This window comes from Flavimaribacter sediminis (genome assembly GCF_019492055.1).
Taxonomy (GTDB): Bacteria; Pseudomonadota; Alphaproteobacteria; order Rhizobiales; family Rhizobiaceae; genus Flavimaribacter; species Flavimaribacter sediminis.
The window spans coordinates 1024261-1039236 of record NZ_JAICBX010000002.1; the positions used below are offsets into that span (position 1 = coordinate 1024261).

Sequence of the window (14976 nt, forward strand, 5' to 3'; positions counted from 1 at the left end):
AGTCCACGGCCTCGAAAAAAGACCCGTCGCGCGGCCAAAGCCGCAACGACGGGAGAGGCGCGAGACGTTTATTCCTGGTTGTTGCGTCCGATCGGGATGTCCATTTCCTCGGGCTTGATTTCGCGCACAAGCTCGGGAATGGCCCATTCGACGTCGTCGTCAACCTTGATCTTGAAGTGGTACATGGACTGCAGGGCCTGATGGTCCTCGGGACGGAACATCATTTCACCTTTCGGCGTGTCCCACTTCATGCCTTCCATGGCGGCGATCAGGTTCTCGGTCGACCAGTCGTCGGTGCTTTCAAGCGCCTTGGCGACCGCCAGAGCCGCAGCCATGCCGCCGGCCGTGAAGAAGTCCGGAGGCGAACCGAAGCGCTTCTCATGTTCTTCGACCAGCCAGTCGTTGATCGGATTGTCCGGGCTTTCATAATAGTAGTAGACAGCGCCTTCCATGCCGGGCACGCGCTTGTAGGTCGGCAGCACAGGCAGAATGTGTCCGCCGGTCGAGATCTCGATGCCGTAACGCTCCGGCTCCATGGCCTTGATCTTGCCCATCGGGTCTCCGCCGCCGGCAACGTAGATCAGGATGACCTTGCGGCCTTCCTTGTCCTTCAGCGCGTTGAACATGCGTTCCGCCGCAGCCGTGAAATCGGTGGTCTTCAGCGGCACGTATTCCTCGGCAACGACCGTGGCGCCCGAGCCTTCCAGCGCTTTCTTGAACGCGGCGACGCCGTCCTTGCCGAAGGCGTAGTCCTCGGCGAGCGTGGCCACATACAGATTTTCGTCAGGCTTCAGGGCAAGCGCCTGGGCCTGCATGTCCATCGACGAGTTGCGGGACGTCTTGAAGACGTAGCGATTGGAATCGGGTCCTGTCAGCGAGTCGGCGACGGCGGGTTCTACGATCAGAATACGCTCGTATTCCTCGGCGATCGGCAGCATCCCCTTGGTCACGCCCGAAGACGTGCCTCCAACGGCGATCAGCACATCGTCGTCGCCATAGGCTTCGGCCAGCACGGCGCGCGCGACGTCAGGCTTGAACTGGGTGTCCTTCTCGATGATCTCGATGTCGTGACCCTTGATTTTCATCGTGCCGTCGGTCGCATATTCCAGCCCCATCTTGAAGCCGGTCTGGGCCTGCTTCGAAAAGGCCTCGAAGGTCGAGCCCGAAAGACCATGCACAAGAGCGATCTTGACCGGATCTTCCTGGGCATGCACGGAAAGACCTGCCACGGCCATGGCGGACGCCATGGCGAGTGTCGATATCAGTTTCTTCATTTTCTCCTCCAACTCCGCCTGCAAACGGCAGGGGCATTCCGGATAACGCGTTGACCGGAAAGATTAAATTGAGGTCTCCTCCCGGCCGTCAATGCCATATTATCCCGCGCTTGGAGCCATCGGGGCAAGATGGTAGAAATACGCTATGGAGATGACAGACGCCCTTGATTACGAGATGCTGAGCACGGCCTTCGAGGAAGCGCCGGTCGGAATTGTCATGACCCGACACCGCGTCATTCGCTACTACAACAAGGCTTTTGCGCACATGTTCGGCTACGAGGGCGACGAGTTGCGCGACCGGTCGTTCGCCATTCTCTACCCATCGCTCGATGAATTCGTGAAGATCGGCAATGTCGGCGTCCAGCCCCTGCGCGATACAGGCCGCTACAGTGACGAGCGAATCATGGCGCGCCGCGACGGAACGCTGTTCTGGTGCCGCGTGCGCGGCAATTCGCTGACGCGAAACGAGCCGCTGGCCCACGCCGTATGGAGTATGGCCGACCTGTCGCATGAACGACCCGTCATCAAGATGACCATGCGCGAAAGGCAGATCGTCATGCATCTGGGCGAAGGCCGGACCAGCAAGAATATCGCGCGCATTCTCGAGATTTCGCCGCGGACGGTCGAGGCCTACCGGGCAAGACTTTTAAAGAAGTTCGATGTAAGCAACGTCGCCGAATTGCTGTCGCATGTCGGGGGCATGCCGGGGGCTTGAATACCGCAAACCCCGGAGATCTGGCGGTCAATATTTGCAAGGGCAAACAATGACCAAACGCGTTGTCCAGCTCGACGCCCTGATGGCGGAAGCCGAGAAGCAGGCTGAACACACGGTCGGCATCGTGCGCATGGTGGTGTCGCTGGCCCTCGGGGTTGTCTTCGTGTTCGCTGTCATGACAGTCGCGCCGCGCGATGAAACGGTGCTCGAACGACAACTCTTCACGGCTGCGGCCACCATGCTCGGCTATTTCCTGCTGGGCCTTGCTTCCGTTGTCATTGTCAGATTCGGACATTACCGGCCCTGGATGGCCTGGGCCGCGGCCACCGGAGACGGCGTCTTCATCGTCGCCAGCGTCTGGCTCGGCCTGATCAACACCGCTCTGCCGGCCAATTACATGCTGCTCATTCCCTCCATGTGGCTGGTGCCGGTTGCGATTTCCTTTGGCGCCCTTCGATTCAATCCCGCGCTTCAGGCCTATCTCATGGCGCTGCTTGTCGCAGGCTTCGTACTCATCGCATTTGTCGATGTCTGGGACTACGAGCTCGCGGGACCGCCCCCGGAATCGGCCAACCTCTTCCTTGCGCTGCCGCCCAACGCCATGCGGCTGGCGATGGTATGCCTTGCGGGCGTGGTTCTGGTGATCGCCGGCATACGGTCGCGCGCCCTGATGGCGCGCGCCATCACCGAGACGTGGCGCGGCGCCAATCTGACGCGCTATCTTCCAAGCGAAGTCGCCGACAGGCTGGCGGAAACCGGCCTCGACGCCCTGCGGCGCGGCAAGCGCCAGGACGTTGCTATCCTCTTCACTGACATACGCGGTTTCACCCCGCTTTCGGAAACGATGACGCCGGAAGAGATCGGCGCTTTCCTGACCGAATTCAGGCGCCGGGTCTCCACTGCCGTCGTCAGTTGCGGCGGCGTCATCGACAAGTTCATCGGCGACGCCGTACTCGTTGTCTTCGGTATTCGCGACCCTTCCGACCGCGACGCGGCGGCGGCGGTGCATTGCGCCGGTCTTCTTCTCAAGGAGATGGACGAGTGGAGCAGGGAACGGTCAGGCGATCCGGCTGTCAGGATCGGCGTCGGCCTCCATCGCGGCGAAGTGTTTCTCGGCGCGATTGGGGACGAGACACGGCTCGAATACACGGTGCTCGGCGATACGGTGAATGTTGCGGCGCGGCTGGAGGAGCTCACCAAAGAAACGGGCTGGCCGATTCTTGCCTCGAAGCAGCTTCTGGATCAGGCTGGCGTCGATCTCGCTTTCTGGAAAGCCATCGATACGACATTCCTGCGCGGCAGGCACGAACAGATCGAAATATATGGCTCGAATAATCCGTACACGACGCCACGCGCCCCGTGATGGAGCCGGAATACGCACTACCGGACATGCCGCAAGCGCGCAGTTTCGGCCGCATCGATTTCGCCAGGGTCTCCGGAGATCACCACACCGAAGAGGTCACGGGCCTGATCGCGCGTATAGCGTTCCAGGAGAACGTCCTTCAGCACGGCTTCCGGTTCGCGCTTGAACGGATCGCCGTAACCGCCGCCGCCGGGCGTGCGCACCAGCACGTGGTCGCCCGCCACCATGGCGATGTCCTGCTCCTTGGACAGATGCGGCGGCGTGTGGGCGCGGCCGCTCTGCCAGACCGTGACCTCGTTGCGGGCGCCGTCGGCGCCGCCAAGCGCGCCTTGCGGACCGTAGCGGCCATGATCCATGACGAAACTTGCGCGAGCGTCGCCACGCCTCAATTCCAGCTCGTACTCGAGACCGAATCCGCCGCGGTGCTTTCCGGCTCCGCCCGAACCTTCACGCAGCGCATAGCGGTGATAGAGAACCGGGAAGGCCTGCTCCATGATCTCGACAGGCGGCGCCTTGGAAATCCCGATGGTCGAGCAGCCATTGGCAAGGCCGTCATGGTCGGCGTTTCCGCCATAGCCGCCGCCTGAAAGCTGGTACATGACGAAATCGCGACCGCGCTCCGGATCGTGACCGCCGAGCGCGAAATTGCCGCTGGTTCCGGCCGGCGCTGCGGTGACCCGATCGGGAAGGGCCGAAACGAGCGCGGCGAATACGGCCTCCGCGATGCGCTGCGAGACTTCCGCCGCACAGCCTGAAACCGGCCGCGGATAATGCGCGTCGAGGAAGGTGCCTTCCGGCCGACGGACCTTAAGCGGCTCGAAGGCGCCGGCGCTAATCGGCACTTCCGGGAAGATGTGGCGCATCGCCAGGTAGACGGAACTCAGCGTCGTCGCGAGCACAGAATTCATCGGCCCCATGCAAGGCGGACTGGATTTCGAAAAATCAAAATCGAGTTCGTCGCCACTCTTGGTAATGGCGAGATTGATGGCGAGCGGCTCATCCACCACGCCGTCGCTGTCGACCCAGGCGGTCGATTCATAGACGCCGTCGGGAATCATCGCGATACATGCTCGCATCTGCGTATTGGCGCGACGACGCAGTTCGCCGATTGCTTCACGCACCGTGTCGTCGCCGTAACGGTCGAGCAATGCATCCAGACGTTCTGCGCCCTTGGCGAGAGCCGCGGCCTGCGCCTTGACGTCGCCGATGCGCTGATCGGCCACGCGAATATTGGAACAGATGATCGCGTAGATTTCCTGATCCATGCGGCCCTGCTTGAAGAGCTTGACCGGCGGCAGGCGCAAACCCTCCTGCTCGACCGCAGTCGCGGACGCCGAAAAACCACCCGGCACCGAACCGCCCGTATCCGGCCAGTGGCCGGTATTGGAAAGCCAGCAAAAGATTTCACCGTCCCGGTAATAGGGCTTGGCGAACCGAACATCCATCAGGTGGGTGCCGCCGAGGTAAGGATCGTTGACGATATAGATGTCTTCGGGTTCGGGCGGCAGCGCGCGGCCCTCACTTATCATCTCGATCAGCGTCCGGGTGGAGTATTGCATTGCGCCGACAAAGACCGGCAGCCCGCCGATGCCCTGAGCAATCAGCGAACCGTCCTTAGCCGAGTAGATGCCGTCGGACCGGTCATTGGCCTCGGCGATGACCGGTGAAAAAGCCGCGCGCGAGAAGCTCAGATCCATTTCGTCGCAGACCTGCTGGAGGCCTGCCTGGATGACGCCGAGGGTGATTGGATCGAGAGTCATTGCACCTGCCTCACCGTAACGATGATGTTGCCGACCGGATCGCCGTCCGCCCGGTCGCCTGGTTCGATAAGCACGGTCGTGTCCATCTGCTGGATGATAGCCGGGCCTTCAAGACTGAACCCGGCCGGAAGGTGGTCGCGCCAATAAACCGGCGTGTCGTGGAATCCTTCGTCGAACCGGACGGGTCGGGTCGCCATCCTGGCTTCTTCCAGGTTTGCCTTGCGTCCGGCCGGCTCGATCAGTCGCGAAAGATCGACAGCCCCGCGCGCGCCGATAATGGATGTGTTGACGTTGACCAGATTGGCCCTGATCTGGCTGAGCTCTACGCGGAAGCGCCTGTAATAGGCCTCCTCGAACAATTGGCGCAGCATCTTGCGGTCCGGTTTCGGCGTGTCGATATCAACGCGGATCAGGTGGCTCTGGCCGGCGAATTGCATATCGACGCTGTAGAGGCGACGGATCGAGCCAATGTCGACATTCTGTTTTGCGACCATGGCCTCTCCCTCTGCGATATGGCCAGCGATGATCGCATGCAAGACGTCGACATCGACGCGATCGAGTGGCTGGTTGATCGTGTTGGTGAAATCATGGCGAAGATCGGCGACAAGACAACCGAGCGCATTGGTGATTCCGGGTCGGCTCGGCACGAGCACGCGGGGAATTGCGAGTTCGCGGGCAAGAGCGGCCGCATGCAGTGGCCCGGCCCCGCCGAAGGCGAACAATGTAAAGTCGCGCGGATCCATGCCAAGCGAAACCGACACCATGCGGATTGCGCCTGCCATGCGCGTATTGGCGATGCGGATGACCGCCGCGGCGGCGTCGATCGCATCGAGGTCCAGCGGATCGCCGAGTTCTTTCTGGAAGATGTCCCCGATCGTTTCGATCGACACGCCGCCTTCAACCGATTTCAGCTTCGACGGGTCGAGACGTCCGAGCAACAGGTTGGCGTCGGAAATGGTCGGCCGGGCGCCGCCGCGGCCGTAGCAGATGGGTCCGGGCATGGCGCCGGCGCTCTCCGGCCCGACCTCCAGCAGACCGGCCGAATTGACGCGGGCGATCGAACCGCCGCCGGCGCCGACTGTGCGCACATCCACCATCGGCACATGAATGGGCATGGCGTATTCAATCTCGATTTCGCTTGAGACCGATGGTTGGGCGTCCCGGATGAGTGCGACGTCCGTGGAGGTGCCGCCCATGTCGTAGCTGATCAGATTGCGGAGCCCCGCGCCCTTGCCGGTAAAGGCGGCGGCCATTACGCCGGAGGCAGGACCGGACATAACGGTCTTGGCGGCCTCGTTCGCAACCAGGCCGGATGAGACCATGCCGCCATTGCCGTTCATAACCAGCAGTTCGCCAGCGTAACCCTGCGTCTTCAACTCGTCGACGAGGCGGTGGATGTAGCGCTCGAGAAGCGGCTGCACCGAAGCGTTGACCGCTGCCGTTACTCCCCGCTCGAACTCACGGCTTTCCGACAGCAGCGAATGGCCGGTCGTGATGTAATCGTTCGGCCAGATTTCGCGGACAATTTCCGCGGCGCGCAGTTCATGTTCAGGATTGGCGTAGGCGTGCAGGAAGTGAATGACGAGCGATTCACACCCGGCGTCGAGAAGACGTCGGGCGGCCGCGCGTACGGCGTCCTCGTCGAGCGGCGTCAGCACCTTACCGGAGGAGTCCATGCGCTCGGGCGCCTCCAGCCTGAGATTGCGTGGGATAATCGGCTCGAATGCGCCCTTCATCCCATAGGCCTGGGGACGGGTGCGGCGGCCGAGTTCCAGGACGTCGCGGAACCCTTTTGTCGTGATCATCCCGGTTTTCGAGAGCTTGCGCTCCAGAACGGCGTTGGTGGTGGTCGTCGTGCCATGGATGATGAGATCCACGTCTTTCAGATCGACTTCCGCTTCCTTCAACGCGGCAAGCACGCCATAGGCCTGATTGTCGATCGTGCTCGGCACCTTCGCCAACCGCACGGCGCCCGACTTCGTATCGAGCAGCACGAGGTCGGTGAATGTCCCGCCCACGTCGACACCGACAATGCGTCCAGAAGCTTGCTCGCGCATGATCACCGTTCCTGAAAATTCATTGGTATACAAATGAATTTAATTCGACGGGATTGTCAATCCACCCGGATGACCGCCTCCGCAGTCACTGGCTTGTCGTCGACAACATAAGCCCTGTGATCGTTGGTGTTCAGCGTCACGCGGACTGTATGTTCGCCGGGAGGCAGTTCGCCGATCGTGGCGGAGGGCTCGTAGAGCCGCTTTATCTTGAGGCCGCCGACATAGAGATGCGCATGACCGGTTCCCGGCACATGCGGCCCGTCGACGAGACTCTTGTCGAAACGGAATTCGTCCGAAACAAGATCGATTCTCCAGCCCTTGCCGTCGTCGAGATGCGTGACGTCGAGCGAGACCTTCGGCGCCGGTTCGCCTTCGCCAACACGGCAGATATCGCCTACGCCAAAAAGACCGACGTGGTCGGCCTCGCCAGCCGATGGCGTTCCGCCAAGCCGCGCCTTCGTCGTAACCGGTCCCGCCCGTTCGAAATCCACTTCGACCGGAAACAGTCGACCATCGGAGAGGTCGCCTTGCACGCCCTTCAATACGACATGCGCTCCATCGGCGGCAAAGGAGGCCGTCCCCTCTGACGGTAACGGAATGCCGGCTTCGGATTCGGGATTGTAGAGCACGACCTCCTCTGCATCCGAAGACGACGCGGACAGGATCCTGTCCGGCTTGCCCTTGTTTTCGATTGTCAGATAGATGTGAACCGTGTCAGTTTCGCCTTCGACGAGGGAGGCTTTGGCGCCCGAAACCAGAACCTGGCCCGCCCTGTTCCAGGACGACCAGCCCCACCAGAGCCCGCCTGCAAGAAGCACAATGACGACAATTGCGAGAACACGTTTCAAAAAACCAGCCCACCTTCATGCGTTGCCAGATGCGGACTATGCATAAATCGTTTCCGGGCGACAAGTTCGCCAAATGTCACAGCGGCCAGAGGATTGGCGCGCACGTCAGTTCACTGATTGCATTTATCCTCGCGGGGAGCCATGAGGCCCTTGCTCATACATCCGAGCAGGCTTTCGTACTTCTGCTTCCCACGCAGATCTACATGATGTCAGGGGTGGCGGCCGTGGCGTTGACTGTGGTCGTGCTTGCCTTCCTGCCGGCCGACGCGATCCGGAGGAGTTTTCTAAACACCGGCATCAACACACCGCGAAGCGGCCGGCTTGCGACCGTGACGAGCCTTCTCGGTTTTCTGGTTCTCGTCCTCCTGATCTTCATTGGCTTGACAGGACCGCGCGATCCCTTTTCCAACGCGCTCGTGCTGGCTGTCTGGACGTTGTGGTGGATGGTGTTTCTTACCCTGCAGGGTTTGTTCGGCGATCTGTGGCGTTTCATCAATCCGTGGGCCGGCCTCGGACATCTCGTCGCGGGAGAGCATGGATTTCTGCGCCTGCCGGAGCCGGTGGGTAAATGGCCGGCCATATTCGGATTTTTCCTGTTCTCCGCATTCATGCTGGCCGATATCGCTCCGGACGATCCGGCGCGTCTTGCCTTCGCCGTCGGCGCCTATTCGCTCTACACGCTTGTCGGCATGGTGCTTTTCGGAACCGGAACCTGGCTTGCGCGGGGCGAATGCTTCACCGTGCTTTTGCGTTCCTTCGCCATGCTGTCAGCAGTCCGGGCGAAGGAGGGGCGCCTGCAACTCGGCCTTCCGGGCTGGCAGATCGTCACGGATCGCAATCCGGGCGTAACCACCGGCATCTTCGCGCTTCTCATTCTCGCCGTCGGCAGCTTCGACGGTCTCAACGAAACCTTCTGGTGGCTGGCGAAGCTGGGAATCAATCCGCTGGAATTTCCCGGCCGTTCGGCGGTTATCGGCGCCAATATCGCCGGGCTCGCCGCTTCCATGATTCTCGTTCCGGCGCTGTTCGCGGTCGTGATCGCCATCGGCGAAAAACTGGCGCGCTCGACGATCCCGTTTCCGCTCGCCTTTTCGCGCTTTGCGCTCGCGGTTCTGCCGATCACACTCGGTTACCACATAGCCCACTACCTGACGTCCTTTCTCGTCAACGGACAATATGCGTTGGCGGCCGCAACGGACCCTTTCGCCGACGGATCCGACTATCTGGGTCTCGGAACATTCTACGTGACCACCGGCTTTTTCAACACGCTCTCGAGCGTGCATACGATCTGGGTGACGCAGGCGAGCGCCGTCGTGATCGGCCATATTCTGGCGATCTACGTATCGCACGCCGTCGCGCTCGACCTTTACAAGGATCACCGCAAGGCAATGCTCAGCCAGATTCCCTCGGCGCTGTTCATGATCGCCTACACGACTTTCGGCCTCTGGCTGCTCGCATCGCCAAGGGGCGCGTAGGGATTTCTGAACAGGAAGTCCTGATTTCCCTGAGGGCCAAACTTGCTTTAAAATCCGATTGCAGGAGTCCGGCGGGCGGGTTTGCATGAATCCCGACCGGACGGGCAGATGCTCGCCGTTCAGCGGATGCGCCAGAATCCTCTGGACAAATTGTTTGTACGCATACAAACTCACTTCACAGCCAAGGCGACGGGCTGGCAAATCAGAAGGGGAACCGAAATGGCAAAAAAACTGATAAAGCCTATACTCGATACACGCCGCGGCGTGCTGCAGAAAATGGCCGTCGGCGCCGGCGCTCTTGCGGGCGCCAGCGCCATGCCGGGTCTGATGCGTTACGCCCAGGCCCAAAGCTCCGAACCGATCAAGATCGGCTTTCAATGTCACAAGACCGGCATCGGCGCAGCCTATGGCCGGTGGTACGAACGCACATCAGACGCCGCTGTCGCCCGCATCAACGACATGGGCGGCATCAATGGACGCCCGGTCGAACTCGTGATCGAGGATGACGGCACCGACCCGAAACGCGGCGCCGAAGTGCTGGAAAAATTCGCCAAGCAGTCGAATTGCGATGTCGCCTTCGGCACGCTGTTTAGCCACGTCGTCATCGGCTCGGCGCCGACGGCGGGTGAACTGAAGCTGCCCTATTTCGTGGTTTCGGAAGGCCACCACGTGGCCAGCGGCATGCTCAACCGTTACACGCTGCAGCCCGGCATCACCGATGTCAGGAGCCAGGTGATCGCCATGGCGCCGTTCGTTGCCGACAATCTCGGCAAGAAGGTCACGATGATCTTCCCGGACTTCGCCTTCGGTCACGACCATCGCGACTATTTCTCCGCCGCCATCAAGGAACAGGGCGGCGAGGTCATCGAGATGATCGCAATTCCGCCAACCGAGACGTCCTTCACGAAGTACTTCCCGAAGATCCCGCGCGAAACGGAAGTCATCTACCACGTCATGGTGGGACCGGCGGTTCTGACCTTCGTCAAGGAAATGGGCGAATTCTTCGGCTCCAACAAACCGGAAATATTTGGCTTCATCGACAGCCTGGAAGCCGTCGACATCAACAGCCCCGGCCTGGAGTTCCTGGAAGGCACCTATTTCTGGGAAGGCAATCCGCGCTACGCCCAGGCTGACCAGACGTCCTTCGACAAGAACTACCGCGAGGCCGTCGGCGTCAACGATCAGGGCTCGTCGGTCACCGATTCGAGCGACATCTCCACCTACGCCCACATGTTCGGCTGCTGGGAAACCCTCAACGTCATCAAGAAGGGCATGGAATCCTGCGACTACAAGGGACCGGACGATCGCCCGGCCCTGATTGAGGCCGTGGAAGCCATGACCGACATGCCGGCGTCCGACGACCACCCGCAGGGAACGAAGGAGTTCAACGGCAAGACACACCAGGCCTTCGGTCACCAGTATATCTCGCAGGTCAAGGACAAGAAGCTGAACGTCGTTCACACGACACCGATCGAGGCCGGATACTATCCGGACGAGGTCGACTACACGAAGCAGCCATTCTGATCATGACGGCCCGGACTGCTATCGCTGTCCGGGCCTTTTCATAACCGCATATTCAACAGACACTATATGGATTTCGGGCCCTATCTCCTTCTCGCCAGTCTGGAAGGCGCCGTCATGGCCGCCGTTCTGGCGCTGACCGCCGTCGGCCTCAGCATCGTGTTCGGCGTCATGCGGGTGGTCAATGTCGCCCACGGCGAGTTCTTCATGCTCGGCGCCGTGTTTGCCTGGTGGGTCGCCTCCTGGGCGGTCGGCCATCCGGCGATCGGCTTCGTGCTCGCCCTCGTTCTTGCGCCGATACTCGTCGGCCTGATCGCTTCCGCCGCCGACATGATCGTGCTGAAACGGGTCGAATATGATCCGGAACGCACCATCGTCGCCACGATCGGCCTGCTCTACATCATCCAGCAGGTCACATTGATGACCTTCGGACCGGAGGCCCGCCCGGTGCAGCCGCCCTTCAACCAGCGGCTGGCGCTGCCTTGGTTCGAGTTCGGCGAGAACGGCTTTGAAATCATCTGGCCCTGGGGGCTCGGCACCACATCATACAAGCTGTTCGTCATCGCCGCCGCGATCGCCATCCTTCTCGCCGTATGGGCGCTGATGTCCAGAACCAAACTCGGACTTTATATGCGCGCCACCCAGCTCGATCGGCAGATGGCGCAGGCCTTCGGCATCAATGTCGAACGCGTCTATGTGTCCGTTTTCGGTTTCGGCGCCGGGTTGGCCGCCCTCGGCGCAGTGCTGATCGTGCCAATCCAGCAGGCGCACTATCTGATGGGCGGCGACCCGCTGCTTCTTTCGTTCATCGTCGTCATCATCGGCGGCCTTGGATCGCTGTCCGGAACGGTGGTCGCAGCCGTGCTGATCGGCATGAGCGACGGCGTTATCTCGATGTTCTTCTCGCCGACGCTGGCCAAGATCCTGTCGACGCTGCTTGTCGCCTTCATCCTGATATTCCGCCCGCAGGGCCTGTTCGGCAAGCGCGCGGCATGAGGCCCGAGACGAAATCGCTCGCCCTGCATCTGGGCCTGCTGGCGTTGCTGGTGATCGCCCAGTTTGTCATCTCGCCCTTCCATCACGGCAACCTGTCGCGGATCATGGTGCTCGCCGTCTTCGCCATGGGCTACAATGTGCTGTTCGGCTATGTCGGTCTTCTGAGCCTGGGCCACGCGCTGTTCTTTTCGGCCGGCATGTACGGCATGGGGCTCGCCATGCAGCATCTGGGCGTATCGGCCCTTGCCGCTATCGCCGTCGGCATCCTATCCGCCTTCGTACTGTCGGCGGTGGTCGGCGCGGTGGCGCTGAGGACGACCGGCGTCGCCTTCATGATCGTCACGCTGATGCTGGCGCAGGCCGGCTACCTGGCGATCCTCTATTTCGGGACCTACACGCGCGGCGACGAGGGTTTCGTCATCCAGCCGGAATTCAGGACGATCGCCGGTCTCGATCTTACCGATCCGACCGTGCGCTATTTCGCCGCCTTCCTGGTGCTGGCCGTCTGCCTGCTCCTGACGCTCCGGCTCGTCCATTCGTCCTTCGGCCGAGTGCTCGTCGCGATCCGCGAAAACGAGGAGCGGGCGCGCATGCTGGGTTACGACGTCTTTCGGCACAAACTGATCGCCGTCGTCATTTCCGGAACCCTTTCGGGCACGGCCGGCGCCGTCTACGGTCTGCTCTTCGGCTATGTCGGCGCGACCTTCGCCACCGTGCAATATTCGATTCTGCCGCTGCTTTGGGTGCTTCTCGGCGGCGCCGGCACCGTTATCGGACCATTCATCGGCACGCTTTTCATGTTCTACCTGATCGACTTCTCGAGCGGTTTGACCAGCGCCTATATGGTGGTCGCCGGCGTGGTGCTCGTGCTGTTGACCTTGTTCGCGCCGCAGGGTCTCGCAGGCGAAGTGAAACGGAGGCTCCTGCCATGGCTTCCGTAAACCTGCTTTCGACAAAAGGCCTGTCGCGATCGTTCGGCGGTATCCGCGCCGTGGAAAACGTGGATTTCGAATTGCCGGAGGGGCAGATCCGGGCGCTGATCGGACCGAACGGCGCCGGCAAATCCACCTTCGTCGGACTGCTGTGCGGGCGCATCGCCGCATCGTCAGGCAGCGTGCGCTTCATGGACCGGGACATCAGCAATCTTCCGGCGCACCGGCGGATCGCGCTCGGCATGGCCTATACGTTCCAGATCACTTCGGTCTTCGCGCGCCTCAGCCTCTACGAGAACGTCGCCCTTGCCGCCCGCCGCCATATCGGCGGCGACCGGGCGAGCGTCGATCGGGAAGTGGCGAGCGCGCTCGAACGCGTCGGCCTGACGGAACGCACCGACCAGCCGGCCGAGGATTTGAGTTACGGACACCAGCGGCTTCTCGAAATCGCCATGGGCATCGCCCAGCATCCGAAACTGCTGATCCTCGACGAACCGACGCAGGGCCTCGCCGACAGCGAGATCCGTCAGTTCAATGCGCTGGTGCGTGAACTCAACGCGGAGGCGACAATCCTGCTGATCGAGCACAACATGGACGTGGTGATGGAAATCGCCGACGCCATCACGGTGCTGAACTTCGGCGAAGTGCTTGCGGAAGGTGAGCCTGAAGAGATCCGGCGGAACAAGGCCGTTCAGGCGGCCTATCTGGGGACGGACTGATGCTGGAACTCAAAGGCGTCAACGCCGGCTACGGAGCCGCCCGGATCCTGCGCGACGTGTCCTTTCACGCTGAAGCCGGCGAGATCGTGTGTCTGCTTGGCCGCAATGGCGCAGGCAAGACGACGACCATGCAGGCGATCATGGGTCTGCTGCCGCTTTCCGAAGGCTCCGTCGTGCTCGACGGCGAGGACATTAGCCGGTTGCCCGCCCACGAGGTCCCGAAGCGCGGGATCGGCTATATTCCACAGGGACGACGGCTGTTTTCCGAACTCACGGTCGCCGAAAATATCGAGATTGGACTGCTGACGCGCGGCTCCTCAAAACAGACTCGGGAAGCGGTGCTGGAGCTGTTTCCCCGCCTGCGCGAGCGGCTTGCGCAAAGGGCCGAAACGCTTTCGGGCGGCGAACAGCAGATGCTGGCGACCGCCCGAGCGCTCTGCCTCGAACCGAAGGTGCTGCTGCTAGACGAACCCACCGAAGGCCTGCAGCCTTCCATGATCGAACTGATCCGCAATGTGGTCGTGCAGAAGAAGAAGGACGGCGTGGCGATCGTGCTTGTCGAGCAGCGCGTGGACGCGGTGATCGAGATCGCCGACCGGGTCGTCTTCATCGAGAATGGCCGCATCCAGGATACCGTGGACGCGAAGGTCCTCGCCGACGACCATACGCTGCTGACGCGTTACGTGGGTGTCTAGAGTTCGTCGCTCGTGACGAATTTGACGCCCTTTTCCTTCATGTCCGCCATCGCAGCCGCCAGCGAGCCGTCCAGATCGATATGACGGCAGGCGTCCGTGACCAGGACGACCGAGAAGCCTTCCTTGATTGCGTCGATCGCCGAATAGTAGACGCAAAAATCGGTTGCTAGCCCCGTGACGTAGACCGTCTCGACGGCCCTGTCCTTCAGGTAGCCGCTCAGGCCCGTCCGCGTCGTGCGGTCGTTTTCGAAAAAGGCGGAATAGCTGTCTATTTCGGGCCTCATGCCCTTCCGAATGACCAGATCGGCCCTGTCGGTGTCGAGATCCTCGTGGAACGCGGCGCCTTCGCTGCCCTGGACACAGTGGCGCGGCCACATCACCTGATCGCCATAATGAACCTCGGTCACACTGAACGGTTCGACGCCCTGATTGTCGGCAAAGGACATATGGTCGGCCGGGTGCCAGTCCTGCGTCAGCACGCGAAGCGGAAATCGGTCCTGTATGCCGTTAATCACCGCAGCGACCGCGTGTCCTTCCTCGACCGCCAAAGCGCCGCCGGGACAGAAGTCCTTCTGGACGTCAATGATCAACAGTGCGGATGTGTCGTCTATCATGCGGGTC

General features: G+C 61.5%; 13 protein-coding genes. 8 read left to right on the forward strand and 5 right to left on the reverse strand.

The features are described from left to right. Positions 1–68: 68 nt before the first annotated feature. Positions 69–1274, reverse strand: a complete 1206-nt coding sequence (locus K1W69_RS13050; protein WP_220228770.1) for a substrate-binding domain-containing protein — start codon at positions 1272–1274, stop codon at positions 69–71. Between the two features lie 151 nt (positions 1275–1425). Here K1W69_RS13050 and K1W69_RS13055 point away from each other — a divergent pair, with 151 nt between their 5' ends. Together K1W69_RS13055 and K1W69_RS13060 are read left to right on the forward strand one after the other, a co-directional pair. Then, a complete protein-coding gene (locus tag K1W69_RS13055) occupies positions 1426–1989 on the forward strand; it encodes a LuxR C-terminal-related transcriptional regulator (protein ID WP_220228771.1) in 564 nt (187 codons plus the stop codon). A gap of 49 nt (positions 1990–2038) precedes the next feature. Continuing rightward, positions 2039–3352 carry an adenylate/guanylate cyclase domain-containing protein gene (locus K1W69_RS13060; RefSeq protein WP_220228772.1) on the forward strand — a complete coding sequence of 438 codons (1314 nt, stop codon included), beginning with the start codon at positions 2039–2041 and terminating at the stop codon, positions 3350–3352. A gap of 17 nt (positions 3353–3369) precedes the next feature. Here the strand turns inward: K1W69_RS13060 and K1W69_RS13065 are convergent, their stop codons facing one another. The 3 genes from K1W69_RS13065 to K1W69_RS13075 are packed head-to-tail and all read right to left on the reverse strand — an operon-like array spanning position 3370 to position 8017. Continuing rightward, complete coding sequence (locus K1W69_RS13065) at positions 3370–5112, reverse strand: hydantoinase B/oxoprolinase family protein (RefSeq protein ID WP_220228773.1); 1743 nt, start codon at positions 5110–5112, stop codon at positions 3370–3372. Continuing rightward, positions 5109–7169: a hydantoinase/oxoprolinase family protein gene (locus K1W69_RS13070; RefSeq protein ID WP_220228774.1), complete on the reverse strand. Its 2061-nt coding sequence runs from the start codon at positions 7167–7169 to the stop codon at positions 5109–5111. The genes K1W69_RS13065 and K1W69_RS13070 overlap by 4 nt, the downstream gene beginning before the upstream one ends. 56 nt (positions 7170–7225) lie before the next feature. After that, positions 7226–8017 (reverse strand): copper chaperone PCu(A)C domain-containing protein, encoded by a 792-nt coding sequence (locus K1W69_RS13075; protein WP_220228775.1) that lies wholly within the window; start codon positions 8015–8017, stop codon positions 7226–7228. A gap of 38 nt (positions 8018–8055) precedes the next feature. On the opposite strand from K1W69_RS13075, the gene K1W69_RS13080 reads away from it, so the two are divergent. The 6 genes from K1W69_RS13080 (at position 8056) to K1W69_RS13105 (ending at position 14355) form a co-directional block, all read left to right on the forward strand. Then, the gene (locus K1W69_RS13080) at positions 8056–9492 is read left to right on the forward strand and encodes a hypothetical protein (protein ID WP_220228776.1); all 1437 of its coding nucleotides are present in this window, start codon (positions 8056–8058) and stop codon (positions 9490–9492) included. Between the two features lie 219 nt (positions 9493–9711). Continuing rightward, complete coding sequence (locus K1W69_RS13085) at positions 9712–11016, forward strand: ABC transporter substrate-binding protein (RefSeq protein ID WP_220228777.1); 1305 nt, start codon at positions 9712–9714, stop codon at positions 11014–11016. Positions 11017–11082: 66 nt separating this feature from the next. Further along, positions 11083–12009, forward strand: coding sequence for a branched-chain amino acid ABC transporter permease (locus tag K1W69_RS13090; protein ID WP_220228778.1), 927 nt, complete (start codon positions 11083–11085; stop codon positions 12007–12009). Next, positions 12006–12950, forward strand: coding sequence for a branched-chain amino acid ABC transporter permease (locus K1W69_RS13095; RefSeq protein ID WP_220228779.1), 945 nt, complete (start codon positions 12006–12008; stop codon positions 12948–12950). The genes K1W69_RS13090 and K1W69_RS13095 overlap by 4 nt, the downstream gene beginning before the upstream one ends. Next, a complete protein-coding gene (locus K1W69_RS13100) occupies positions 12938–13660 on the forward strand; it encodes an ABC transporter ATP-binding protein (RefSeq protein ID WP_220228780.1) in 723 nt (240 codons plus the stop codon). Before K1W69_RS13095 ends, K1W69_RS13100 begins: the two co-directional genes overlap by 13 nt. Continuing rightward, positions 13660–14355 carry an ABC transporter ATP-binding protein gene (locus K1W69_RS13105; protein WP_220228781.1) on the forward strand — a complete coding sequence of 232 codons (696 nt, stop codon included), beginning with the start codon at positions 13660–13662 and terminating at the stop codon, positions 14353–14355. Before K1W69_RS13100 ends, K1W69_RS13105 begins: the two co-directional genes overlap by 1 nt. Here K1W69_RS13105 and pncA read toward each other — a convergent pair. Then, entirely contained in the window at positions 14352–14969 is a 618-nt protein-coding gene (gene pncA, locus K1W69_RS13110) for a bifunctional nicotinamidase/pyrazinamidase (protein ID WP_220228782.1), read from the reverse strand. The genes K1W69_RS13105 and pncA overlap by 4 nt on opposite strands. Between the last annotated feature and the right edge of the window lie 7 nt (positions 14970–14976).